The organism is Pseudoalteromonas aurantia (assembly GCF_005886875.1).
Classification (GTDB): Bacteria; Pseudomonadota; Gammaproteobacteria; order Enterobacterales; family Alteromonadaceae; genus Pseudoalteromonas; species Pseudoalteromonas aurantia_A.
Map to the genome: position 1 here is coordinate 1 of NZ_PNBY01000020.1, position 26,180 is coordinate 26,180.

At 42.5% G+C, this 26,180-nt stretch carries 23 protein-coding genes; 4 read left to right on the top strand and 19 right to left on the bottom strand.

Features of this window, described 5'->3' with window-relative positions; translation table 11 throughout:
• Window positions 1–53: 53 nt before the first annotated feature.
• Entirely contained in the window at window positions 54–2,276 is a 2,223-nt protein-coding gene (locus CWC18_RS04655) for an NADP-dependent isocitrate dehydrogenase (protein WP_138592117.1), read from the bottom strand.
• A gap of 267 nt (window positions 2,277–2,543) precedes the next feature.
• The gene (gene cspD / locus CWC18_RS04660; RefSeq protein ID WP_010363137.1) at window positions 2,544–2,762 is read right to left on the bottom strand and encodes a cold shock domain-containing protein CspD; all 219 of its coding nucleotides are present in this window, start codon (window positions 2,760–2,762) and stop codon (window positions 2,544–2,546) included.
• Between the two features lie 203 nt (window positions 2,763–2,965).
• Between cspD and clpS the strand changes: the two genes are divergently transcribed.
• Both clpS and clpA read left to right on the top strand, forming a co-directional pair.
• Window positions 2,966–3,283 carry an ATP-dependent Clp protease adapter ClpS gene (gene clpS / locus CWC18_RS04665; RefSeq protein WP_119863407.1) on the top strand — a complete coding sequence of 106 codons (318 nt, stop codon included), beginning with the start codon at window positions 2,966–2,968 and terminating at the stop codon, window positions 3,281–3,283.
• 29 nt (window positions 3,284–3,312) lie between these two features.
• The gene (gene clpA / locus CWC18_RS04670) at window positions 3,313–5,580 is read left to right on the top strand and encodes an ATP-dependent Clp protease ATP-binding subunit ClpA (RefSeq protein WP_138592118.1); all 2,268 of its coding nucleotides are present in this window, start codon (window positions 3,313–3,315) and stop codon (window positions 5,578–5,580) included.
• Between the two features lie 167 nt (window positions 5,581–5,747).
• On the opposite strand, the gene infA is transcribed toward clpA, so the two are convergent.
• The 4 genes from infA to trxB all read right to left on the bottom strand — a co-directional run bounded on the left by infA (window position 5,748) and on the right by trxB (window position 8,618).
• Window positions 5,748–5,966, bottom strand: a complete 219-nt coding sequence (gene infA / locus CWC18_RS04675) for a translation initiation factor IF-1 (RefSeq protein WP_058029687.1) — start codon at window positions 5,964–5,966, stop codon at window positions 5,748–5,750.
• Window positions 5,967–6,144: 178 nt separating this feature from the next.
• On the bottom strand, window positions 6,145–6,870 hold the full coding sequence (locus CWC18_RS04680; RefSeq protein WP_138592119.1) for an arginyltransferase: 726 nt from the start codon (window positions 6,868–6,870) through the stop codon (window positions 6,145–6,147).
• Window positions 6,863–7,579 carry a leucyl/phenylalanyl-tRNA--protein transferase gene (gene aat, locus CWC18_RS04685; RefSeq protein ID WP_138592120.1) on the bottom strand — a complete coding sequence of 239 codons (717 nt, stop codon included), beginning with the start codon at window positions 7,577–7,579 and terminating at the stop codon, window positions 6,863–6,865. The genes CWC18_RS04680 and aat overlap by 8 nt, the downstream gene beginning before the upstream one ends.
• 88 nt (window positions 7,580–7,667) lie before the next feature.
• Window positions 7,668–8,618, bottom strand: coding sequence for a thioredoxin-disulfide reductase (gene trxB, locus CWC18_RS04690; RefSeq protein ID WP_119863410.1), 951 nt, complete (start codon window positions 8,616–8,618; stop codon window positions 7,668–7,670).
• 255 nt (window positions 8,619–8,873) lie between these two features.
• Between trxB and pssA the strand changes: the two genes are divergently transcribed.
• A complete protein-coding gene (gene pssA / locus CWC18_RS04695; RefSeq protein WP_138592121.1) occupies window positions 8,874–10,199 on the top strand; it encodes a CDP-diacylglycerol--serine O-phosphatidyltransferase in 1,326 nt (441 codons plus the stop codon).
• An 83-nt stretch (window positions 10,200–10,282) separates the two neighbouring features.
• Here pssA and asnB read toward each other — a convergent pair whose 3' ends face one another.
• The 7 genes from asnB to CWC18_RS04730 form a co-directional block, all read right to left on the bottom strand.
• A complete protein-coding gene (gene asnB, locus CWC18_RS04700) occupies window positions 10,283–11,947 on the bottom strand; it encodes an asparagine synthase B (protein WP_138592122.1) in 1,665 nt (554 codons plus the stop codon).
• Window positions 11,948–12,156: 209 nt separating this feature from the next.
• Window positions 12,157–12,819, bottom strand: a complete 663-nt coding sequence (gene pcp / locus CWC18_RS04705; RefSeq protein ID WP_138592123.1) for a pyroglutamyl-peptidase I — start codon at window positions 12,817–12,819, stop codon at window positions 12,157–12,159.
• Window positions 12,812–13,831, bottom strand: a complete 1,020-nt coding sequence (locus CWC18_RS04710; protein ID WP_138592124.1) for a DUF979 domain-containing protein — start codon at window positions 13,829–13,831, stop codon at window positions 12,812–12,814. Before CWC18_RS04710 ends, pcp begins: the two co-directional genes overlap by 8 nt.
• Entirely contained in the window at window positions 13,828–14,553 is a 726-nt protein-coding gene (locus CWC18_RS04715) for a DUF969 domain-containing protein (protein WP_138592125.1), read from the bottom strand. Before CWC18_RS04715 ends, CWC18_RS04710 begins: the two co-directional genes overlap by 4 nt.
• Before the next feature lie 5 nt (window positions 14,554–14,558).
• Window positions 14,559–15,488, bottom strand: a complete 930-nt coding sequence (locus CWC18_RS04720; protein ID WP_138592126.1) for a biotin-dependent carboxyltransferase family protein — start codon at window positions 15,486–15,488, stop codon at window positions 14,559–14,561.
• Window positions 15,476–16,138: a 5-oxoprolinase subunit PxpB gene (gene pxpB / locus CWC18_RS04725; RefSeq protein ID WP_138592127.1), complete on the bottom strand. Its 663-nt coding sequence runs from the start codon at window positions 16,136–16,138 to the stop codon at window positions 15,476–15,478. Before pxpB ends, CWC18_RS04720 begins: the two co-directional genes overlap by 13 nt.
• Window positions 16,139–16,278: 140 nt before the next feature.
• Window positions 16,279–17,790, bottom strand: a complete 1,512-nt coding sequence (locus CWC18_RS04730) for a leucyl aminopeptidase (protein WP_138592128.1) — start codon at window positions 17,788–17,790, stop codon at window positions 16,279–16,281.
• Between the two features lie 350 nt (window positions 17,791–18,140).
• Here CWC18_RS04730 and msrA point away from each other — a divergent pair, with 350 nt between their 5' ends.
• Window positions 18,141–19,346, top strand: a complete 1,206-nt coding sequence (gene msrA / locus CWC18_RS04735) for a peptide-methionine (S)-S-oxide reductase MsrA (protein ID WP_249348080.1) — start codon at window positions 18,141–18,143, stop codon at window positions 19,344–19,346.
• Between the two features lie 104 nt (window positions 19,347–19,450).
• Here the strand turns inward: msrA and CWC18_RS04740 are convergent, their stop codons facing one another.
• The 6 genes from CWC18_RS04740 to CWC18_RS04765 all read right to left on the bottom strand — a co-directional run bounded on the left by CWC18_RS04740 (window position 19,451) and on the right by CWC18_RS04765 (window position 26,178).
• Window positions 19,451–20,113 carry a 3-oxoacid CoA-transferase subunit B gene (locus tag CWC18_RS04740; protein WP_138592130.1) on the bottom strand — a complete coding sequence of 221 codons (663 nt, stop codon included), beginning with the start codon at window positions 20,111–20,113 and terminating at the stop codon, window positions 19,451–19,453.
• Window positions 20,114–20,124: 11 nt separating this feature from the next.
• The gene (locus CWC18_RS04745; protein WP_119863421.1) at window positions 20,125–20,823 is read right to left on the bottom strand and encodes a CoA transferase subunit A; all 699 of its coding nucleotides are present in this window, start codon (window positions 20,821–20,823) and stop codon (window positions 20,125–20,127) included.
• 76 nt (window positions 20,824–20,899) lie between these two features.
• Window positions 20,900–21,805: a hydroxymethylglutaryl-CoA lyase gene (locus tag CWC18_RS04750; protein ID WP_138674817.1), complete on the bottom strand. Its 906-nt coding sequence runs from the start codon at window positions 21,803–21,805 to the stop codon at window positions 20,900–20,902.
• Between the two features lie 2 nt (window positions 21,806–21,807).
• A complete protein-coding gene (locus CWC18_RS04755; protein WP_138674818.1) occupies window positions 21,808–23,760 on the bottom strand; it encodes an acetyl/propionyl/methylcrotonyl-CoA carboxylase subunit alpha in 1,953 nt (650 codons plus the stop codon).
• Between the two features lie 15 nt (window positions 23,761–23,775).
• Window positions 23,776–24,558, bottom strand: coding sequence for an enoyl-CoA hydratase-related protein (locus CWC18_RS04760; protein WP_138674819.1), 783 nt, complete (start codon window positions 24,556–24,558; stop codon window positions 23,776–23,778).
• Between the two features lie 12 nt (window positions 24,559–24,570).
• The gene (locus CWC18_RS04765) at window positions 24,571–26,178 is read right to left on the bottom strand and encodes a carboxyl transferase domain-containing protein (RefSeq protein WP_138674820.1); all 1,608 of its coding nucleotides are present in this window, start codon (window positions 26,176–26,178) and stop codon (window positions 24,571–24,573) included.
• Window positions 26,179–26,180: the final 2 nt, after the last annotated feature.

A 26,180-nucleotide genomic window follows, 5' to 3' on the forward strand; every position in this document is an offset into this window, starting at 1 on the left:
TATCTGATCGGCATTAAGCCAAAGCTACCCTTTTTTGTCGTGCGAGTTAACGATTATACAAGTGTTGCTAGAATATCGTTAAATGTTTGGCTTGGACGCATTGATGCATAGGCAATATCGTCATTAGGCTGGAAGTAACCGCCTACATCTTTTGCTACGCCTTGGGCATTGTTTAGCTCTTCAACAATTGTTTGTGCTTGCGCTGTTAATGTTTCAGCATAAGCAGCAAACTGTGCTTGGAGTTCAGCGTCTGCAGTTTGAGTTGCAAGTGCTTGTGCCCAGTAAAGTGACAAGAAGAAGTGACTACCACGGTTATCTAGCTCGTTTACACGGCGGGATGGTGACTTGTTTTCATCTAAGAACTTACCGGTTGCCTGATCAAGCGTATCAGCAAGTACTTGCGCTTTTGTATTACCTGTTGTTTGGCTTAGGTGCTCAAGTGACGCCGCTAGTGCTAAGAATTCACCTAACGAGTCCCAACGTAAATGGTTTTCTTTTTCAAACTGTTGTACGTGCTTAGGTGCAGAACCACCTGCGCCAGTTTCAAATAAACCACCCCCATTCATTAATGGTACGATAGACAGCATTTTTGCACTGGTACCTAGTTCAAGAATTGGGAATAAATCAGTTAAGTAATCACGTAGTACGTTACCTGTTACTGAAATTGTGTCTTGGCCTTCTTTCATGCGCGCCAGAGAGTACTCTGTGGCAGCAACAGGTGCTTTGATCAACAGCTCTAAACCAGCAGTGTCATGATCTGCAAGGTATGTGTTCACTTTTTCAATAAGCTGCGCGTCGTGAGATCGGTTTGCATCTAACCAGAATACCGCTGGAACACCTGTTGCGCGAGCACGGTTTACAGCAAGTTTAACCCAATCTTTTATTGGTGCATCTTTTACCTGACACATACGCCAGATATCACCTTGCTCAACATCATGTTGAAGTAGCACGGTCTCATTTGCGTCTACAACACGAATTGTACCTGCAGATGGTGCTTCAAATGTTTTATCATGAGAACCATATTCTTCTGCTTTTTGTGCCATTAGGCCAACGTTCGGGATCGTGCCCATTGTACGAGGGTCGAATGCACCGTGTTCTTTACAAAAGTCGATAGTTGCTTGGTAAACGCCAGAATAACAACGGTCAGGAATAACAAAGCTAGTGTCTTGTTGCTTACCAGCCGTGTTCCACATCTGTCCACTTGTACGAATAGCTGCTGGCATTGACGCATCAATGATCACGTCACTTGGTACGTGTAGATTAGTAATACCACGATCAGAATCAACCATTGCGATACTTGGACTACTTTCGTATACCGCTGCAATATCAGCTTCTACTTCAGCACGTTTTTCATCATCTAGCTGTTGTATTTTTGTATATACGTCACCTAAACCGTTGTTTACATCAACACCTAGCTCTGCAAATAGTGCAGCATGCTTAGTGAATACGTCTTTATAGAATACTTTTACCGCGTGGCCGAAGATGATTGGATCAGATACTTTCATCATGGTTGCTTTCATATGCAATGAGAACAGTACGCCTTTGTCTTTCGCTGACGCAATTTCTGCCGCTAAGAAATCTTGTAGTGCAGATACACTCATGCGTGACGCATCAATGATTTCTCCGGCTAACAATGCAGTGCTTGCTTTAAGCGTAGTTACATCACCGTTTTCAGCAACGTGCTCAATACGAACATTAGTTGCTTGCTCAACAGTGGTTGATTGCTCAGAACCAAAGAAGTCACCATCAGCCATGCTAGCAACGTAAGATTTTGAATCAGCCGCCCATGCACCCATTGAATGAGGGTTTTTACGCGCATATGCCTTAACTGATGCTGGCGCACGACGGTCAGAGTTACCTTCACGTAGTACAGGGTTTACTGCGCTGCCTTTTATTTTATCGTAAGTTGCTTTAATCGCAGCTTGCTTTTCATCTTGTGGCTCAGCTGGGTAATCAGGAAGTGCATAGCCTTTCGCTTGAAGTTCTTTAATTGTGGCGTGAAGCTGAGGCACTGAAGCACTGATATTAGGAAGTTTGATGATATTTGCTTCTGGAGTTTTAGCCAGCTCACCAAGTTCTGCAAGTGCATCACCGATACGCTGCTCTTCAGTTAAAAAATCAGGGAAGTTAGCAATGATACGGCCTGCTAATGAAATGTCACGAGTTTCGACTTCTACTCCGGCAATTTTCGTGTATGCCTGGATGATTGGAAGTAAAGAATATGTTGCTAAAGCCGGTGCTTCGTCTGTTTTCGTGTAAATAATTTTTGATGTCATCATCATTCCTAGAATTTGTGGCTTCTAAAAGCCATTCAACAATGCAAAGGGAACGCTATGTTGCCTAAGGGAATAGGGTATAGCAAGTTTGTTAGATATTTTTACTAAACGTAAATAATAATATCTAACCTACCTAGTAGACGTAGCAATTGTATCAATCATTACATATTGGGGCTAATTCAAAAAATTAAAGTTAAAGAATGAAAAAATATAAGGGGAAATGAAGCGAGAAGCTAATGCGACTCGCTTTAGATAGCCATCACTGCTTTACACTAACAATTCACCGCTGGGTGCGATGTTTGTAGCATGTAGACCTTTAGGGCCTTCTTGCAGCTCGAATGTTACACCTTGACCAGCTTTAAGTGTTTTGTATCCATCCATTACAATCGTTGAGTAATGGGCAAAGATATCTTCCTCACTGCCGTCTTCTACGATGAAACCAAACCCTTTGGCGTTATTGAACCACTTGACTTTTCCGCAAGCCATACTTCTACATCCTTCTATAAGTGACTAAATCTAGTTAATTAGTTAATCTAAACTTTATAATTTGCTAGACTGCCTGTAGAGCAATCTAATAGGACTGTAGTTTATATGAGCAGTCAGTCAAGTTATTTACTCTTTTTTTTAACATTTTATTTATTTTTTAATTCAAGTTTGCTTGAGTTACCAAGACAAGACTATATTTAATTATGAGTGGGACAAAAGATTCAGGTGTTATAGACACGGTACGCGAAAGTGAGAAGCAGAAGCTTAGCCCTCCGCGTAAGTACAAGGTCATTGTGAATAATGACGATTACACTCCGATGGATTTTGTAATTGAAATTTTAATGACATTTTTTAATATGGATAGCGAAAGAGCAACTGATGTGATGCTTAAAATACATCACGAAGGGAAGGCTGTATGTGGAATATATCCTGCAGATATAGCGCACACTAAAGCTGAGCAGGTCAATCGTTATGCCCGCGACAATGAGCACCCGTTGCTCTGCAGTTGTGAGCAAGAATAACCTTTTTAATTCTCGTTTGGGGGTTGCCAATGCTAAACAAAGATCTAGAAATTACCTTAAACGCCGCATTTCGTGAAGCGCGTACTCGTCGTCATGAGTTTATGACCGTTGAGCATTTGCTTTTGGCGTTAATAGATAACCCGTCAGCAGGAGAGGCGTTAGGCGCCTGCGGCGTAAATACAGACACTCTAAAGCGAGAGCTTTCTGAGTTTATTGATGAGACTACGCCAGTCTTACCAGATTTAGAAGAAGACAGAGAAACCCAACCAACACTCGGCTTTCAGCGCGTTTTGCAACGCGCAGTGTTTCATGTTCAGTCTTCAGGACGAAGCGAAGTTACAGGTGTAAATGTGCTGGTTGCTATTTTTTCTGAGCAAGAAAGCCAAGCGGTATATTTACTGAAAAAGAGCGATGTTAGCCGCCTCGATATCGTTAACTTTATTTCTCATGGTATTGCAAAGTCTGATGACGACGAGTCAGAAAGTGAAGATCATGAAGAGATGAATGATGAGCCTAATGATATTCAAAATGAAGAAAAGTCGAAACTCGAAAACTTTACTTCAAATTTAAATGTGATGGCACAAGCAGGTCAAATCGATCCATTAATTGGCCGTGATGAAGAAGTTGAACGTACTGTTCAGGTGCTGTGTCGTAGAAAGAAAAACAATCCTCTGTTAGTGGGTGAGGCTGGCGTGGGTAAAACAGCTATCGCTGAAGGGTTGGCATATCGTATTGTGAACAACCAAGTGCCAGATGTTATCGAAGATGCGGTGGTTTATTCACTGGACATGGGCGCGCTGTTAGCGGGTACCAAATATCGTGGCGATTTTGAAAAGCGCTTTAAAGCTTTATTGAAAGAACTACAGGCCAAACCTCATGCTATTTTATTTATTGATGAGATTCACACAATAATTGGGGCCGGTGCAGCGTCTGGCGGAGTCATGGATGCATCGAACCTCATTAAACCATTATTGTCTAGTGGTCAATTACGCTGCATGGGCTCGACGACTTACAATGAATTTAAGAACATTTTTGAAAAAGACAGAGCGTTAGTGCGTCGTTTCCAAAAAATTGATGTTGTTGAACCAAGCGTTGCAGACACAACGAAGATCCTTTATGGCTTAAAAGAACGTTATGAAGAACATCATGGTATTCGTTATACACAAAAAGCGCTGCGAGCCGCCGCTGAGTTAAGTGCAAAGTATATAAATGAACGCCAGCTACCTGATAAAGCAATTGATGTTATCGACGAGGCGGGTGCTAATCAGCGATTATTACCGGTATCTCGCCGTAAGAAAACCATTGGCGTATCAGATATTGAAATGATTGTGTCAAAAATTGCGCGGATCCCACAGCAAAGTGTTTCTTCAAGCGACAAGGACACCCTCAAAAATTTGGACCGCAATTTAAAAATGTTGGTCTTTGGACAAGATCAGTCAATTGGTGCATTAACTTCAGCGATTAGATTGTCTCGTTCTGGACTTGCTAATGAAGATAAGCCAATTGGATCTTTCTTATTCGCAGGACCAACAGGTGTAGGTAAAACCGAGGTAACAAAACAGCTCGGTAAATGTATGGGCGTAGAGTTTATACGTTTTGATATGTCTGAGTACTCTGAGCGCCATGCGGTGAGCCGGTTAATTGGTGCGCCTCCTGGTTATGTAGGTTATGAACAAGGTGGCTTGTTAACTGATGCTGTTATAAAGCATCCTCATTCGGTCGTATTACTGGATGAAATAGAAAAAGCGCACTCAGATATCTACAACATATTACTTCAAGTTATGGATCATGGCACGTTAACTGATAATAATGGGCGTAAAGCTGATTTCAGAAACGTGGTATTAGTGATGACGACAAACGCGGGTGTTCAGGAGACAGTAAGACAATCTATTGGTTTCCAAGAGCAAGATCACTCACATGATGCATTGTCTGAAATAAATAAAGTCTTTACGCCTGAATTTAGAAATCGTTTAGACAATATTATTTGGTTTAACCACCTAGATAAAGAAGTTACATTGCAGGTTGTAGATAAGTTTATTGTTGAGTTACAAGCACAGCTTGATCGTAAGTCAGTTAACTTAGAGCTTACCTCTGCAGCGCGTTCGTGGTTGGCTGAACTGGGATACGATAAAGCAATGGGTGCACGTCCTATGGCGCGTGTTATTCAAGAGCAGCTTAAGAAACCATTAGCCAATGAAATTTTATTTGGTGAGCTGGTAGACGGTGGCTCAGTGAAAGTGAGTATCAAAGACAATAAAATTGTATTTACTTATGAATCGTCTCTCGTCTCTGCATAAATGTTAAAGCAGTAATCGTCAAAAAGCCTAGCAATGCTAGGCTTTTTGTCTTTGGGTCATATAACCCAGCTCTGTAGACTTATACAATAACCAATGGCTAGGTCTATGAAACACGTCTAAGAGCGACGTATTACAACCTGTTCCAAGAACAGTTCTACACGGTTCGATTAACGAGCGCGGAAGACAATGCGTCCTTTGGTTAGGTCGTAAGGGGTCATTTCAACCGTTACTTTGTCACCTGTAAGAATACGGATGTAGTTTTTGCGCATTTTTCCAGAAATATGAGCAACAACCACGTGACCATTTTCTAACTCAACGCGGAACATTGTATTTGGTAAAGTATCAAGGACCGTGCCTTGCATTTCAATTACGTCTTCTTTCGCCATGTGTAGCGTAACACCTCTTTGAATATTTAAACGCTGGAGATTTTGCCCAAAAGCAGCCAATAAGTAAAGGAAAGGGCTGAAAAATTGTTATTTTATTAGCCTATATATTCCAGAACAGGGATAAAAGTACTTTTTTGGTACGAATTTTAGCAAATTACGATGATTTACAGATGAACAGCTAGCTGCTTTTTTGACGTGTATCGCTATGCACCCAAATATCATTTACAAAACGTTGCGCCGGTTTATAGTTGGTTTTGTAGCGCATTTTTTTGCAGCTGTCGATTTGGTAGCCTAAATACAGGTGCTGTCGATGTGTTTCTCGTGCATAGTTTATTTGTGCAAGGATCATGATGGTTCCGAGACTATAATGTTCATAATCAGGATCGAAAAAGGTGTAAATCGCCGATAGGGAATTGGGCATTGTATCGGTCACTGCAACTGCGATTAATGTCTCTAAATGCCACAGTTCAATAAAAGTAATTGGTAACCACTGACAGAACAGAAAGCTTTCGTACTGGAGGTGGTTAGGGGGGTACATACTGCCATCTTGATGACGTAAGGAAATATACTTCTCGTATAAAGTGTAATAATTAGGTTGTTCTTGTTGGTTTATCTCGATGCGAAATTCATCTGACAGTTTATTCCACTTTCGTTTTTGCGACTTTGACGCATTAAACTGTTGTACTGGGAGTCGTAATGATTCACATGCATTGCATTTGGGACAATGTGGTCGATAGATTTGATCACCACTTCGTCTAAAGCCAAGCTCTAATAACCCTTCAAAATGCTCTGGTGAGTAACAGTTTTGGTCTAAAATAACGAGTAATTGTTCTTGTTGCTCAGGCAGGTAACTGCAACTGAATTGCTGACTTAAACCAATTTTTGATGGAAAGTGTTCAGTCATAAATATTTTCCAAGGTTTGAGCTAGCCACATATTGGCAGGTATATTGAAGTTGTTCGCTATACTAAGTCTAGTCAAAAATTCTTCTCGTGGAATAACTTTTGCACCGAGGGAGGTCAAATATGGGTTTTCTAGCTGGCAATCGATAAAATGTGCCTGGTGTTTTTTGAGCCAGTTGACGAGCGCCCACATGGCTAATTTAGAGGCATTCGGTTGTTTAAAAAACATAGACTCACCGCAAAATATACCAGATTGCATGATACCGTATAACCCGCCAATGAGTTGTTTTTCATGCCAGACCTCGATGCTGTGCGCAAAGCCTGCTTTATGCGCGGTATAATATGCGTCGAGCATTTGTGTATTTATCCATGTTCCTTCATTGTTTATGCGTTGAGTTCTACAGGCATTAATGACTTGTGTAAAGGCAGTATTAATTGTCACGGTAGGCTGCATTCGGCGCATTGCTTTTTTGAGAGATTTACTGACATGAAATTCGTCTAATTCCACGATACCACGTTCACTGGGCGCCCACCACATGATTGGCTCTCGCTCATTGAACCAAGGAAATATGCCGCAATGATATGCCTTACTAAGTCGAGCTAAAGACAGGCACCCCCCAACAGCTAACAGGCCATCAGGATTTGTAAGGGCAAGGTCGCAAGACGGAAATTGTGTGTTGTTGTCTGATAAATGGGTAATTTGTTGCGTCATAAAGAAAATATTAAAACTCGATTGGGAGTAAAATAACGCAATTGTGTAAAAAATCAAATGGGGGAATACCCCCCATTTTAAAAGTAGACTACAGGTTATCTAGATAACGTTCAGCATCTAAAGCAGCCATACAGCCTGTACCAGCAGAGGTGATAGCTTGACGATAAATATGGTCAGATACATCACCAGCAGCAAAAACGCCTTCTACGCTTGTTTGAGTAGCGTTACCGTGCAGACCAGACTCAACCACTAAGTAACCATCTTTCATATTTAGCTGGCCTTCAAACATATCAGTGTTTGGCTTGTGGCCAATCGCAATAAATACACCCGCAAGATCGAGTTGTTCAGTGTTTTCTGAATCCGTTTCTTTAATTCTAATGCCCGTTACGCCCATTTCGTCACCTAATACTTCATCTAGGTTGCGGTTTAAGTGTAATGTCACATTCCCATTTTTCGCTTTTTCCATTAAACGGTCAGATAAAATCTTCTCGCTTCTGAAAGAATCACGACGGTGAATAACGTGTACTTCCTCTGCGATGTTTGATAGATAAAGTGCTTCTTCAACAGCTGTATTACCACCGCCGACAACCGCAACTTTTTGACCTTTATAAAAGAAGCCATCACATGTTGCACATGCAGATACACCTCGACCTTGGAATGCTGTTTCAGACTCAAGGCCTAAATATTTAGCAGATGCACCAGTTGCGATGATCAATGCATCACATGTATATGTGCCTTGATCACCCGTTAATGTGAACGGGCGTTTGCTTACATCAACCTTGTTGATGTGATCAAAAATAATTTCAGTCTCAAAGCGCTCTGCATGCTCTTTCATGCGATCCATTAATGCAGGTCCAGTTAGACCATGTGCATCACCTGGCCAGTTTTCGACTTCAGTTGTCGTTGTTAATTGACCACCTTGTTGCATGCCTGTAATTAATACAGGGTTTAGATTGGCACGCGCAGCGTAAACTGCAGCAGTGTAACCTGCAGGGCCAGAACCTAAAATAAGCAGCTTACAATGTTTACCATCACTCATTATGATTTCCTAAAATGTTATATACTGAGATTGAATGTGGTTGATTCTATGAAATTCAACCAAGATGTAAAATAAATTCAACATTTCATTTTTCGACAAATCACTAAGTTGTCAAAAATACTGTACTTGAACGTTTTTTACGCCATCAACACGAAAATGAACGCTTATTCATGACCAAGTACTTTTTTTTTGATATGTTTTAAAGAATTGTATTTCGTTAGTGATGTAAAACTAACTCTAAATAAATAGGTATTTATGGTTTTTTGGCAGGAAACTCCAGGGTTTGAACTTGAGGCTGAAAACATTCAGGTTTTAACCGATGCAAAGCAATATCATGCAGAGTTATTGAGGCTTATCAAAAGTGCGCAAACGCGTATTTATATTACTGCATTATATTTGCAAGACGATGACGCAGGTCGAGAAGTCTTAAGTGCTTTACATGAAGCGTCATGTGCGAATCCAAACCTTGAAGTGAATGTATTGGTTGACTTTCACCGAGCTCAAAGAGGGCTTATTGGTGAGAAACAATCAGATGGTAATGCCAGTCTGTATTGCCAAGCCTTGAGTGACTATAAAAGTAATGTACGTATTTATGGTGTGCCTGTAAAAGCGAAAGAACTTTTTGGTGTGCTACACCTCAAAGGTTTCGTCGTCGACAATATGCTGCTGTATAGCGGGGCAAGTTTGAATGATGTTTACCTACAAAAAGGCGAGAAGTACCGCTTAGACCGTTATTTTGTTATAAACCAGCATCAACTGGCTGATAGCTTTTGTGATTTCACGAACAAATACTTAATCAGTAGTGAGGGCGTTCCAAGAATTGACTTGCGCCCATTACCGAAGTTTAATGATATCAAGTTAGCGCAAAAAAAGTTAATGCGGGAACTAAAAAAAGCCAAATATGACTTATCATCAGCAGGTAAAAGAGAGGGCCTTAATGTTCGCGCTTTTCTTGGCTTTGGGCGTCGTACGAACAAACTTAACCGTTTGATCAAGAGTTTATTTGATACAACCGATGAGACGCTCATACTGTACACACCTTACTTTAATTTTCCAGCACCGTTACTGCGTTCATTACGCCGATTGCTAAAACAAGGCAAAGAGGTCACCATTATTGTTGGTGATAAGACTGCAAATGATTTTTATATTTGTCCAGAACAGCCGTTTAGTCGGATAGGTGCGTTGCCTTATTTATACGAAACTATTTTACAGAAGTTTCTCAAAAGTCAGAAGCGCCATATCTCTTCTGGCCGCTTAAAAGTATACCTGTGGAAAGATGGTGCCAATTCATTTCATTTAAAAGGGATCAGTAAAGATAACCATACTCACTTATTGAGTGGCCACAATCTAAACCCCAGAGCGTGGGGGCTTGATATTGAAAATGGTATTTTAATAGAAGATCCGCAGCAAGATATACTACCGAGACTTGAGGCAGAAAAGCAGACAATATTGGCCAACTGTCGCTTATTAAGCGGACCTGATGACATTGAATCATTGGGTGATTACCCATTACCAGTTAAAAAGCTCTTAGGGCAAGCTAAGCGTGTCAAAGTAGACTTTATTATTAAGAAGTTTATTTAGCTGCTAGTGAACGGCTTCAACAAGGTTGAGTACACAATAAAAAAGGGCTAATAAGCCCTTTTTTATTGTGTGTTTATATAACGTTATTCATAGGCTTCATTATGAACATTAGCGGCTCTGCCTGATGGATCTGCGTTGTTTTGAAAAGACGCATCCCATGCGAGCGCTTCAGGGGTTGAACATGCGACTGATTTACCGTGTGGTACACAGTTAGCGGCTGCGTCACCTGGGAAGTGGCTTTCAAAGATTTCTCTATAAAAATATGCCTCTTTGCTATCAGGTGTATTGATTGGGAAACGATATTGCGCGTTAGCCAAATCTTGATCTGATATTTGACCGTCAACGTGTTCCTTTAGCGAGTCAATCCAACTATAACCAACACCATCAGAGAACTGCTCTTTTTGTCGCCATAAAACGCTGTCTGGTAAGTAACCCTCAAATGCTTCCCGGACTATGTGCTTCTCAATACGGCCGTCTTTACACATTTTGTAGTCTGGGTTGGTCCGCATCGCGACGTCTACAAACTCTTTGTCTAAGAAAGGCACTCTCGCTTCAACACCCCATGCAGCCATAGATTTGTTTGCTCTTAAACAATCAAACATGTGTAATTTTGATACTTTACGGTTCAGTTCTTCATGAAACTCTTGGGCATTAGGCGCTTTGTGGAAATACAGGTAACCGCCAAACAACTCGTCAGCACCTTCGCCTGAAAGCACCATTTTAATGCCCATTGCTTTAATTTGTCTTGACATTAGGTACATTGGGGTTGAGGCTCGAATCGTTGTAACATCATATGTTTCTAGGTGGTAGACGACTTCTTTTAGTGCATCGATACCTTGTTGAACCGTAAATATAATAGGGTGGTGAACTGTGCCTATCTCGTCTGCAACGACTTGTGCTGCCGCTAAATCCGGAGAGCCTTCTAGTCCAATAGAAAATGAATGTAATTTAGGCCACCAAGCGTCAGAAGCGTCATTATCTTCTACCCGTTTGGCTGCAAACTTTTGGGTGATCGCAGAAATAACAGATGAGTCTAATCCACCAGATAATAAAACACCGTAGGGTACATCACACATCAATTGACGTTTGACCGCGGCTTCTAACGCGTCTTTCACATCCTCTGCTTTTGCGGTGTTATTTTTGACTGCCTCGAAAGATTGCCAATCGCGTCGATAATACGGACGCAAAGTCCCTTCTTTTGAATAAAGGTAGTGCCCAGGAGGAAACTCCTCTATGGATGAGCAAATCGGTGTGAGTGCTTTCATTTCACTGGCTACGTACAGATTACCATGTTGGTCGCGGCCCGTATAAAGTGGAATGATCCCAATGTGATCGCGGCCGATTAAATAGCTATCTTGCTCTTCATCATAAAGGCAGAATGCAAAAATACCATTTAAATCATCAAGAAATTCAGGCCCTTTTTGCTTGTACAGTGCGAGAATAATTTCACAGTCAGACTCAGTTTGAAAATCAAAATCGGCGGTAAGATTTTGTGCCAATTCTTTATGATTATATATTTCGCCATTAACGGCTAATATGTTGGTTTTTTCTGGGTTATATAAAGGTTGCGCACCACTTGATACGCCAACAATTGCCAGTCTTTCATGTACTAAAATCGCTTTTTCTGATGCGTAAACACCAGACCAATCAGGCCCTCTATGGCGTAATCGCTTTGACATTTCGATGGCTTGGCTACGTAATTGGATAGGATCCGATTTTAGCTCTAACACCCCAAAAATTGAACACATAAAATACCTCATTCCTGTGTTGGGTAAGCACTCAGGCTTCCCTTTAATTATAAATTAGTTGATGAAAAGGCACCGTTGCGCCTTCCAGTTACTATAGATGTATCAGAAATGTAAGATTAAGTCACATGGTTAAAGGGTATTTTTTTATGCGAAGACAAGGCTAAGTTGGTGCAATAAATATACTATATTGCACCAATATGGGGCTGATGTTAGTGGGTTGTGCCCGCTGCGACTTTTAAGTCAGATTTATTACTGATGGCGGCAGTAATAATCACTTTAAGTGCCGATTCGACTGTTTGCTGACTCATGCTCGGTGCACCATTGTGATGCACAGCTTGGCTAGGCAAATAAGGAATATGAACAAACCCTCCTTTAACATTTTGATGATGCGATGCTATTTCATGCATGAGTCCATACATAATGTGATTGCATACATAGGTGCCCGCTGTATTTGAAATGGAGGCGGGTATATCAGACTGATGTAACGCCAGTAATATACGCTTGATTGGAAGGTTCGTAAAATAAGCGGCAGGCCCAGCTGGCACCACTGGAGTATCAATAGGCTGATTATTTGCATTGTCCGCGATACGCGCATCGTTCACATTAATCGCAACACGCTCAATGGAAATACCGGCACGACCACCGGCTTGGCCAATACAAAGTACCACATGTGGTGAATATTTATTGATAGCCTCTTGAAGTGCATGAATAGAGGTATCAAATTCACAAGGTAGCTCTTTGGTTTGTATGGTAAAGCCATCAATATTGAGTCCTTCTAAGGCTTGTACAGCTTGCCAAGAGGGATTGATACTTTCCCCACCAAATGGGGCAAACCCTGTAATTAAAACGCAGGGTCTTGGTGTGTTAGTCATTAAAAATCACTCCGTACATAAGAAGAATATTAATTGCAAGTAATGAAAGTGCTGTTGGGATCTGGACTTTGATCACTTGATACTTGTCTTTTAAATCTAATAAAGCCGCTGGCACAATATTAAAATTTGCTGCCATGGGGGTCATTAACGTGCCGCAATAACCCGAATACATGCCGATTGCAACTAGTGGTGCGGCAGATGCGCCATGGCCCTGAATTAGAAATGGCACAGCTATACCTGCTGTCATCACCGGGAATGCGGCAAAGGCATTGCCCATTATCATCGTAAACAGCGCCATGCCAACACAGTACAGGACCACCAACATAAACCGGTTGTCAGGTGAAATAAACAATGTGACAAGGTCTTGAATAGCAGTGCCAGTTTGGGCCACGATGAATACACCACCTAGCATGGCGAGCATTTGCGGTAAAATGGCGGCCCAGCCGACTGAATCGACTAATCGACGTGATTCAGTCAGTGCTTGTATTGGGCTGCCAGATGTGAGCTTCCACCCAATTAAGAGTGCAACGGCACAAGCAAGGGTTAATGATGCAAGAGTTAAATGGTTTTGATCAAATAAATACCAGTCATTGATATTAATTTGGCCAAGTAATAAAGTACACACAACGGTCACGATGGGGATCATTACGGCAGGCATAAACAGTTTGTTACCTATTTTTTCTGCACTGTGTGTTTTTACCTCATCTGATGGCGTGTCATAGGTACCCATCGACACTAAACCAAACCCAGCAAGTAAAGCGATTGCCATCACACTTAAACCAACCCACTGATATGTAATAGCTTGTCCAAACAATGACACAGATAAATCACCGAATAAAAAGACGTTACCGAATAACAACCAAAATAGTGCAGTGCTATATCTTTTTGGGTGGCTTTTGTCTTGTAGCGTACGAACGACCAAAAATATGACCACAAAACCGATTAACAAGTAAATATTTTCAATCGAGATAATGGCCGTAGTATCAGCCGTATTAATTGATGGAGCACTCATGACAGTTCCTCTGATAATTTATTAGGTTGACTGTTATAAGTGGCGACAGCATGGGTAATTTTAGCTTCTAATCGTGCTAAGCGAAATAGGTGCACGATAAGCGCGGCAATCGCAGTGGGAATTGCCCATAACCCAATGTGCAGTGGCTCAATACCTTCAATGCCATTTTCTCTTAAAAAAGCATCCATGAGTAATACCGCACCGAATGCAATAAAAATGTCTTCACCAAAAAACATTGCGATATTGTCGCAGGCCGCGGCGTGCGCACAGATCATATCTTTTACTTCTTTAGGAAGCTCGCCATGCACGTTGCTTGCTGCGCCTAACGCCATCGGTGCGAGCAATGGCCTAACTGTTTGCGGTTGGCCAGCTAAACTCAGTAAACCTAACGCAGATGAGCATTCACGAACCACAAAATAGACCGATAGGATACGAGCTGTAGTCGCACTTTTAATACTGGCAATCCAACTTTGTGCTCGCTGTTGTAACCCGTGACGTTCCAGTAATGCAATGACGGGCAAAATAAGTAAAAAGCTAGCCAATTGACGAGAGTTCATAAATTTTTCGCCAAACGTTTCAACCAAGGCTAAAAATTGCATATCAACGGCCCAGCCTGTGACTAAGCCTGCTGCGGTAACCACTAATAGTGGGTTGAAGCGCAGGGCAAAGCCAAGCACAACAACCACAATACCACTTAAAGGTAATAAATTTAGTTCGCTCATAACTACTACTCTTTATTGTTATTATTCGCTAGCGCAAATTGCGCTAAATGTGAATTTAATTTTTTCATCGCATGGTGTGCTTGTGAAACACTTACACCAATAAACTTACAAGATTGTTGACTGCCTAATTGACTAAACAGTCTTAGGTCCGCGCTAATTACTGATGCAATAATGGGATAGCCTCCGGTTGTTTGGCAGTCATTTAACAAAACAATTGGTTGCCCGTTAGGGGGGTATTGGATCACCCCCGGGTGAACGGCTTGGCTTGCGATGGTGGCATGATGCTGAACAGTGTTATTAGCAGTTAACCGTGACCCCATGCGGTTATTCATGTCACTGACGAGCCACTTTGTTTGCAAAAAGTGCTCAAAGGACCCTTTAGGGAGCTTATCACAGTGCGGCCCTTTGAGTACTCTTACCTCATTCGTGTAGTCAGGTTGCTTGACGCCTAGGTGTGGTAGCGGCGTTTTGTCAGCGTGAAAAGGCAGCTGATCGCCCATTTTTAACGCTCGGCCATTGTAGCCACCAAATTGTGCCTGTATGTCTGTTGATTTAGCGTTGAGTACATTATCAATCAAAAACCCTCCTCGAACCGCTAAGTATGCACGTTGTGCATTGTGGCTGGTACTAAAGGAAAGTATATCGCCAGATTCTGCGAAGTAGCGCCAGCCAGGGTATAGAGGGTGTCCGTTTAACTTTGCACGTAAATCCCCCCCCGTGATTGAAAAGTTAATTGAGGCAGTAAATTCAAATTGCGCGAGCCCAATAGTTACCTCTATAACGGGTTCATTTAGGTCATTATTCAATAGCAAATTGGCCAGCTTGACTGCGATTGGATCTAATGCACCCGATTGCCCTACGCCCAAATGTCGATAGCCATGACGCCCGGTGTCTTGGATACTACAAAGAACACCTTGTTTGATTACTGTGAGCATAGTCCGCCCTTGGATGGGATAAATTGAACGTGATCGCCTGGCATCAATAAGCTTGGTTGTTGAAGGCTAGGGTTGAATAAAGGTGTGTCACATATACCGAGTAAATGCCAGCCGCCCGGAGAGGAACTGGGATATATCGCCGTCAGTTCTTGTGCAATGGCAACCGATCCTTTTGGTACTCGTGTTCTTGGTGTTTTTTTTCTGGGTACTTGAAGGGCGTTTGGTAACGTGCCTAAATATCCAAAGCCAGGTAAAAACCCGAGAAATTCGACTTGATATGTGACAGATGCATGGAGTTCAATGAGATCTTTTTCTGGTAATGAAAGTGTATTTGCAAGCGAACTGAGATCAGGGCCATAGTCTCCACCATACTTAACCGTAAAGCGATGAGTCGTCGGCTTAAAACTAGCCATTTCGCACTCGTGCCATAAAGTGGTGATTCTTTTTATCCAGATTGGGTGATCTTGAGGCGTTTTTAAATAGACAGTAATAGAAGATTTTGCTGGCACAACGTCAAAGAAAGCACCTAGGTTCATTAATGTTGAGGTCAAAGCAAATAAACGTCGTTGTTCATTCGAAGATGGGTTTGATGTCTCTAGCACAAATGCAATGGCATGTTCCCCTAATAAATAGCATTGATGATCACTCATCTAGTCTCCAAGGTACTTTTTATTATTGTTGGTAGTATATCTAATTTAGTCTTTGGGAGTATAAAAAAACCATGCAGAGCATGGTTTTTGGGTTTAATACACTGCGTAGGTGATTAAAATATAACGCTTATCGCATTTTATTAATTGTTGCTGAGCAACCACTCACTTAATAAACGAACACCGTAGCCTGTTCCACCAACAGGAACTTCTCCTTTGGCTTTACCTGATAAGGCATTACCGGCGATATCGATGTGTACCCAACGAGTATCTCCTGCAAATTGTTGTAAGAAAGTAGCAGCAGTTGTTGCACCGGGGCCACTAGAGCCTAAATTAGTAAAGTCAGCGATATCTGAAGATAAAGTATCTTTGTAACCAAGCGGTAAGCGCCATACTTGCTCATTAACTTGTTTGCCGGCCAATGTTATTTGATTGATCAGTGTGTCATCTTCAGAGAAAATGGCTGAGTAGCGATTACCAACTGCGCGAATTTTTGATCCTGTTAATGTGGCAACATCAACCATAATTTCTGGATTAAAATGCTTACGGGCATACCACATTGCATCGCTTAATACTAAGCGTCCTTCGGCATCCGTATTCACAACTTCAACACTGTGCCCTTCAGCTGTTCGCAATACGTCACCTGGTGCAAGAGAGTAGCGAGATACCATATTTGCTGCCATACCCATCACAGCTACGACGTTAACGTCAGCTTTATTTAAAGCCATTGCCTTGATTGTGCCAAGTACGGCTGCTGCACCGGCCATGTCTGACTTCATTCGTGCAATTGAAGGCCCTTTTTTGAGACTATAACCACCTGAATCAAATGTGATCCCTTTACCCACAAGGGCGATAGGAGTGTCATTGTTACCTTCGTAGTGGGCAACAATAAGGCGCGCGCCTTCTTTACTACCACGGCCGACACCTTCTAATGCGCCCATGCCAAGTTCTTTTAATTGTTCAGGTTTCAAGATGGTGATTTTGACGCCCAGTTTTTCAAGTGATTTTGCTTCATGTGCAAAATCAATCGGCGTCATTTCTGTTGCAATTTCAGAGGTTAGATCACGGGCCAAAAATACGCCTTGTTCGATATTAGCCAGTTGTTGATAGCGCTTGCTGGTTGTCTTTTTATCAGCAACGTCAATGTTGTATGTAACCTTAAATGTTTGTGGCTCTTTTTTGTATACTTCAAACGTATAGTCTCGAAGGTTTGCGCCGTGTGCAAACTGTGCTGCCAATTCGCTGTTTTTTGCTTTGCCGTCAACAGACTCGAAGGCAAGAGAGACTGTTGCCACTTTTTTATCTTCTAGTTTGGCATGGATGTTACCACCAAGTTTGGCCATTTTAGCGGCTGTTAATTTATTGCTTTCGCCTAAACCAACCACAACGATACGTGAATACTTGCTATCGATAGGAGCGATCAACTCAAGTGTTTTGCCATATTTACCGGTAAACGAGTCTGTTTTTATCGCTCGTTGTAATTGCTTACGAGTGTCTCGGTCTAAAAACTTAAGATCAGTATCGCTGCCTACGTTTTGAAAAACGACAAGCGCATCGCCTTTGGCAAGTTTTGACGTGAAATTGACATCAGCAGCAAGTGTGCTGGTACTCAATAAAGCAAGTGAAATCGCACTCATAGAAGAAAGAAGTTTCATGATAAATCCTAAGTAAAAAAACTGACACGGTTTTACATTAAAAATGTGATTCAGGTAACTAATAGTCGTTGAATGGCCATTTTACAAAGCCCAGTTACGGTTGTTATGTGGCGAATAAAGGTATTTGAAATTGAACTTTGCGGCGTAACTTATCGTAAATTTATTGCATTAACTGAAAGTAAAAGTGCGATATTAAGGTCTATTTAAGTAGAGCAATGAATGTGTGTACTGAGCTAACTTAGTCAGGCAAAAAATGTCTTAGAAGGTTACATTAGATGTCGAATAGTTTAAAAAATCCGCTGTTAACTGCTGTGTTTTTGGTAAGTACTTTTACAGGCTATGCCAGTGATATGCCCATGCCAGAGCCGGTGCAGGCGAGTATGCATGTGAAAACCTTAGTATTAGGATCAGGATGTTTTTGGGGGGCTGAAAAGCGTTATGAAGCGATGCAAGGGGTAATTGATGCTGAATCAGGCTATGCCGATGGCACTGGCTTTAAAGCCACTTACAAAGAAATAACTAAGCGCTCTAGGCGCTTCGATGCACGTAACTATGCCGAGGTGGTTAAAGTTACATACAATGCGAACATATTGACTACGGAGACGCTTTTAAAAAGTTACTTCGAAAGTCATGATCCAACTCAAAAAAATCGCCAGGGCAATGATATCGGAACTCAATATCGTTCAACAATTCTATTTAGTGAGTTAGATCAAAAAAATGTGGCGATTAAGTTAAAGGCTACATATCAAGCGCTACTGGCTAAAAATGGGTATGGCAAGATACAAACAAATATTAAGCCATTGGATAAATTCTACTCAGCTGAAGAATATCATCAAAATTATTTAGTAAAAAACCCAAATGGGTATTGCCCAGATCACTCTACTGGAGTGGTCTTTACACCCGTAGAGCGTGAAACACGCAGTAATGAGGGGTTATTGACTGGCAAGCATATCGTTGTCATCGACTCAAAAAACCATTGTCCCTATTGTGAAAAATTAAAAAAGACTGTGCTGAACGATTATCATGGCGATATTCCAGTGCACTTTAGGTATGCCGATGAGCTGAAAGGTTTAAAAATAAAATCAGCAACATGGGCGACGCCAACAATTTTATTTATAGAGCAGGGCAAAGAGATATTTGGTCAGCAGGGGTTTATGGATAGATCGCGGTTTTACAAAGCGCTAGGCGCATTTAAATTGGGTGATACTGAAGCGTATTCTATTGCATTTAAAAAAGGCACTGATCGCCCATTTTGTAAAGAGTATGACTTATTTAAGAACACCCCTGATGGCGTATTTATCGATAAACTCAGTGGAGCACCATTGTTTAATACCAAAGACCGCTTTAACTCTGGAACTGGTTGGCTGTCGTTTAAATATCCGGTCAAGGGCAGCGTGACGTATCATGAAGATAACAGCTTTGGTATGAAGCGCACTGAAATTCGCTCTAAATCAAGCGGTATTCATCTAGGTCATGTATTTGCCAAAGAAGGTCCTAAAGGATCAGACCGATACTGTATCAATGCGACGGTGTTAGAGTTTGTTGCTGCACAATAAAATTTAGCGTAAAAAAAAACCCCTCTAACGAGGGGTTTTGGGTAACTCAGCGCTTTAAGCACTGGGAATGAGGTCGGTACATTAAATCAAAAGTGGTCTGTCGATTAATCTGCAAACTGCATCTCAGGTATATCACCTTCAACAATCAATTTGCCCGCTGTTTTGTTTATAATTTCATCAACACTAACACCAGGGGCACGCTCTAATAAATAAAACGCGCCGTCTTTTACTTCCAGTACGGCTAAATCAGTTACTATCTTTTTAACACAGCTTACGCCAGTTAATGGCAATGAGCAGGTTTCTAGTAATTTAGAGTCGCCGTGCTTACTGGCATGGGTCATGGTGACAATAATGTTTTGTGCACCAGCGACGAGGTCCATCGCTCCACCCATACCTTTAATTAATTTTTTCGGGATCATCCAAGACGCGATATTGCCTTGTTGATCAACTTCAAATGCACCTAGAACCGTTAAGTCTACATGACCACCACGGATCATAGCAAAACTTTCTGCACTATTAAAAATAGCCGCACCTGTCGCTGCTGTCACGGTTTCTTTACCCGCATTGATCATATCGGCATCAACTTGGTCTTCATTTGGGTACGGACCCATACCTAAAAGACCATTTTCTGATTGCAGCATTACCTCAATACCCTTAGGTACGAAGTTCGCTACAAGCGTAGGAATACCAATGCCTAGGTTAACGTAATAACCATCTTTTAGTTCTTGTGCAACACGCATTGCAACTTGTTCACGTGATAAAGCCATTATAATTCTCCTTACTTACTCGTCGTGACACGTTCAATGCGTTTTTCAAAGTTACCTTTAATAACGCGGTTGACATAAATACCTGGGGTATGAATTTGGCTTGGTTCTAATTCACCCGGTTCTACAATTTCTTCTACTTCAACCACGGTTATCTTACCCGCAGTTGCAGCCATCGGGTTAAAGTTCATTGCCGTATGGCGAAATACAAGGTTTCCGTAGCGGTCTGCTTTCCACGCTTTAATAATCGCGAATTCGCCAGTAATTGATTCTTCAAGAATATAGGGACGACCATTAAATTCTTTAACTTCTTTCCCCTCTGCAATTGGGGTGCCGTAGCCCGTTGCGGTATAAAAACCTGGGATACCAGCACCGCCTGCACGCATTTTCTCTGCTAATGTGCCTTGTGGGGTGAGTTCAACGTCAATAATGCCGTCTAGTAGCTGCTGTTCAAAAAGCGCATTCTCACCAACATATGATGCAACAATTTTTTTGATTTGGCGGTCATGCAATAAAACGCCTAAACCAAAATCATCAACACCACAGTTGTTAGATACGACGGTAAGGTCTTTGGTCTGTTTACGCTTAATCTCGTTAATTAAGCCCTCAGGAATACCACATAGTCCAAAACCACCTGCAATGATGGTATCGCCATCTTTTATGCCTTCCATCGCTTCGGCGTAGCTGTTTACTACTTTATCGAAACCGGCCATTAGCCCACTCCTAAATTGTTGTTATATCTTCAGTGCGACACCTATCACTGTAATCGGCGTCAACACTGTGTTGTTGTTACGAAGAACATTTAGCTTGCAATGCTAAAGAAACCTTACTAATAGGAGGTTTATTCAGCGCACGACAAATTGTCCATCCAGCTTTTGCTAGCCTTTCTAAATCAATTTGGGGGTCAATGCCAAGCCCTTGCAGTAAGTAAATTACATCCTCGGTGGCAACATTTCCTGACGCGCCTTGTGCATAGGGGCAGCCACCGAGTCCTGCAACGGCACTATCAATGGTTGAGATCCCCAGCTCTAATGCACTGTGAATGTTCGCTAATGCTTGACCGTAGGTATCATGAAAATGCACAGCCAGCTTGTCTGCAGGGATATGTTGCAGCAATAATGAGATGAGTGACTTGACCTTATTTGGTGTACCCACGCCAACGGTATCTCCCAAGCTAATTTCATAACAACCAAGAGCCAACAATTGTTTACATACCCGCAAAACGGCTTCTGGCTCAATATCCCCCTCATAGGGGCAACCTAGTACACAGCTGACGTAGCCTCTGACTTTAACATCGTGCTGTTGTGCTAATTCCAGTACACTCTTAAAGCGGTCAATGCTTTGTTCAATGGAACAATTTATATTTTTTTGAGTGAAGGTCTCACTGGCCGCAGTGAATATTGCAAACTCTTTGATATTTGCTGTTAATGCAGCCTCGGCACCTTTGAGGTTCGGAGTGAGTGCACTGAGTGCAACATCTTGGGCAACCGAGACACCATTTATCACCGCGAGTGAGTCCGCCATTTGCGGTACCCACTTAGGCGATACGAATGCGCCTGCTTCAATGTGTTTCAAACCAGCCTCACTTAACCCATTGATCAAAGCTATTTTGTCTTCTGTTGAGACGGATGCTTCATTTTGCAAGCCATCACGGGCACCCACTTCGACAATTTTGACCGTGCTTGGGTACGCCATAGTTACACCTCCTCAGGGTCAATAATGGCGAGCATCGCACCATGGCTCACAAGTGCGCCTTCTGCAAAGCAGTAGCTACTGAGTATGCCGGTATATGGCGCATTCAATGTGTACTCCATTTTCATGGCTTCAATGACAACAATAGGATCGCCTTTTTGTACTTGGCTTCCTATTTTTTGTAGGTGCTTAACAACAGTTCCATTGAGCGGTGCGGCCAATGGCGCGGCTTCATGCTCATGTTCGCTGATGTAATGTTTAGATTTTAGCTCAAAACGATGTGCTAATGCGCCAGACATAACAGTGATAGTGTCTTCATCGATTAACACGCTGGCGCTGCATCGTTTGCCATTAATTTCTGCCCTGAGCTGGGTGTTCTGTAGTGCGGCTGATACTTTATAGGTTTCATCTAAAATGTGCACTGTGTGTCGTTCATCATGAAGTTCGACCTTCACATCATACTCAGCAAATGGCACTGAAAGCGTGTTAGTTTGGTTGAGCCTAAATGCAGTCCCTGCATGCCATGGCGTCGTCACATTGGCCTGTTGCTTATATTGAGTATACGCAGCGGTGGCCAAAGTCAATAACTCGGTTAAAGGCAAAGTATGTTGAGTTAAAGCTTCTGTCTGGCTGTCGATAAAATGGGTGTCGGGTGCACCTGTAACAAAGGTAGGATGGCTCGATAAATAGTGTAAAAAGGCAATATTACTTTTTACACCTGCTAAGTGAACTTCTTCTAAAGCATGATGTAATTTAAGTAATGCAATTGAACGCTCTGGTGCGTGGACAATGAGTTTGGCTATCATCGGGTCGTAAAAAGGGCTTATCTCACTACCCGCGATCACGCCAGTGTCTACGCGTACACCTGTATTTGTCGTTGGAAACGATAAATGGCTCAGCGTGCCAGAATGGGGCATAAAGTTTTCGGTGGGGTCTTCTGCATAAATACGTGCTTCGAAGCTATGGCCTGACAACTTTATTTGATCTTGCGTTAATGGTAATACTTGATTGTTCGCGACGCGAATTTGCCACTCTACTAAGTCTAGGCCGGTTACCATCTCTGTGACAGGGTGTTCCACTTGTAATCGGGTGTTCATTTCCATAAAGAAAAATTCTTCACCACATAATAAAAACTCCACTGTTCCAGCGCCGCGATAATGAATTGCCTTAGCACATCTTACAGCAGCTTCCCCCATCGCTTGTCGTAATGCGTCACTTAGGCCCGGAGCAGGGGCTTCTTCGATGACTTTTTGGTGACGGCGTTGTAAAGAACAGTCTCTGTCACCTAAATAAACACAATTTCCATGATTGTCAGCAAATACCTGTACTTCAACATGGCGTGGTTTATCAACGTAGCGCTCAAGCAGAACTAAGTCATTGCCAAATCCAGCTAGGGCCTCCCGCTGGGCACCTTCAAGGGCACTGGTAAATTCATGAGCTTCACGTACAACCCGCATTCCTTTACCGCCACCGCCGTAAGCTGCTTTGATTAAAACAGGGTAGCCAATTTTATCGGCTTCATTGGCTAAAAAGGCGGTTTCTTGTTTTTGGCCATAATAACCTGGCACCAATGGCACATTGGCTTGTGCCATAATTTCTTTAGCGCGGGTTTTTGAGCCCATCGCCTCAATTGAACTGGCTAATGGACCAATAAAAACAATACCGGCTTGTTCACAGGCATTGGCAAAATGATCATTTTCCGATAAAAAACCATAGCCTGGATGAACACAATCGGCATTCGCTTGTTTGGCGACGCTAAGAATTTTATCAGCGACTAGATATGAATCCTTACTTGGAGCAGCACCGATATGATAGGCTTCATCAGCGCTACGGACATGTAATGCATTTACATCGGCATCTGAATACACCGCCACTGTTTTTAAACCAAGACGCTTCGCTGTTTGTATAATTCGGCAGGCGATTTCGCCTCGGTTCGCGATAAGAATTTTTTTTAGCATGGTGTTCCCTTATTCTTATTGTTTGGCGGCGTTTTGCCAAGCTGGTGCACGTTTTTCAAAAAAAGCACTTAGGCCTTCTTGCCCTTCATCGCTGACTCTAATGTGCGCTATCCGTTTTGCGGTATGGTTGATCAGCGCCTCATCTATGGCGTTGTTCGCAACTTCGTCAATGAGCGCTTTTGCAGATTTAACTGCTTGTGGACCATTATTGAGCAAGCATGCTAGAAAGTGTGCTTCGCTTTGCGCTAAATCATCACTAATGTCGTGTATTAATCCCATATCGAGTGCGACATCTGCGGTAAATACTTCGGCAGTAAGGAAGTAGCGCCTGGCTTGACGTTCGCCAATCGCTTTTATGACATAAGGGCTAATGACTGCGGGGATCAAACCAAGCTTTACTTCACTTAAGCAGAATTTGGCTTTATTGGTTGCAACGGCAATATCACAGCAGGCGATCAAACCCAGTGCGCCACCAAAAGCAGCGCCTTGAACCAAGCAAAGTGTCGGGTGAGGGCAGTTTGCTAAAACAGACATCAATTTTGCAAGTTGCTCGGAGTCGGCAACATTTTCATCAAAATTATTACCTGCCATAGACTTCATCCAGTTTAGGTCTGCGCCGGCTGAAAAGTGTTTACCATCTGTTTTTAGTACCAGAGCACGAATGTCTAACGAATTGGCATGTTCAATACATTTGATCAATTCGCTAATGACGATATCGTCGAATGCATTGTGTTTTTCCGGGCGACTTAATTCTAAAATCGCCACTTGTGTTTTTGTTATGGTTAAAGTGACTGACATAGTCTGCTCCCGTTACATTCTAAAAATACCAAACTTAGACTCTATACGCGGCGCATTTGCCGCTGCATCAAGTGCTAAGCCAAGTACTGTGCGCGTGTCTGCGGGGTCGATAATGCCGTCATCCCATAATCGAGCACTGGCATAATAGGGGTGACCTTGCTTTTCATATTGCTCGACGATGGGCTTTTTAAACTCAGCCACTTCATCTTCGCTCATGCTTAGCCCTTTTCGTGCTAAACCGTCTTGGCGTACTTGTGTTAATACACCCGCTGCTTGCTCTCCGCCCATGACTGAAATTCGTGCATTTGGCCACATCCACATCATTGTGGGCTCGTATGCTCTGCCGCACATGCCGTAATTACCGGCGCCATATGACCCACCGATTAAGACTGTGAACTTTGGTACATCCGCGCAAGATACGGCGGTTACCATTTTTGCTCCATGTTTGGCGATGCCCTCTGCTTCATATTTCTGGCCAACCATAAAGCCCGTGATGTTTTGTAAAAAAATGAGGGGAATATCACGTTGTGCACACAGTTGAATAAAGTGTGCGCCTTTTTGTGCCGACTCGGAAAACAAAATACCGTTATTTGCGACTATTCCGACCGGGTGCCCGTATATTTGCGCAAAGCCAGTAACAAGCGTTTCACCAAAATAGCGTTTAAATTCATCAAATTGAGAATCGTCTACAACGCGTGCAATCACTTCGCGTACATCAAATGGTTTTTTCAGATCAGTGCCAACAATGCCGTACACTTCACGAATATCGTAACGTGGGGGTTTAACGTCTTGTAAAATAGGTTTTGTAGGGCGTTGATGATTAGCTCGTTGAATACATTGTCGGGCAATGGATAGTGCATGTTCGTCATTTTCAGCGTAATGATCTGCCACACCTGACGTTTTACAGTGCACATCAGCACCACCTAACTCTTCTGCACTCACTTCTTCGCCCGTTGCAGCTTTGACCAGTGGAGGACCCGCTAAAAATATAGTACCTTGCTCTTTAACGATGATACTCTCATCAGCCATCGCAGGTACATACGCGCCACCGGCCGTACATAATCCCATAACGACTGCGATTTGTGGGATCCCCTTTGCAGACATACGTGCTTGGTTATAAAAAATACGCCCAAAATGCAATTTATCGGGAAATACTTCGTCTTGCTCTGGTAAATTTGCGCCGCCAGAGTCAACCAGATAGATGCAGGGGAGGTGACAGCGCTCGGCAATTTCTTGTGCCCTTAAATGTTTTTTTACTGTTATGGGGAAGTAGGTACCGCCTTTAACTGTGGCATCATTGGCGACAATCATACACTCGACACCCTTGACACGCCCAATGCCCGCTACCACACCGGCACAGGGAATGTCTTGCTCGTAAACGCCAAAGGCCGCGAATTGAGAAATCTCTAAAAAGGGAGAGCCTTCATCAAGCAGGGTATTTATCCTATTTCTGACGAATAGCTTTCCGCGCCCTTCATGGCGAGCGATCAGTGCTTCACCACCGCCTTGAGCCAGTTTTGAGACTTTGTCGTTTAAATCACTTACCAGCGATGCCATAGCATCGCTGTTAGCTTTAAACTGACTGTCGTTGGGATTAACTGATGAGTTAAGTACAGTCATAG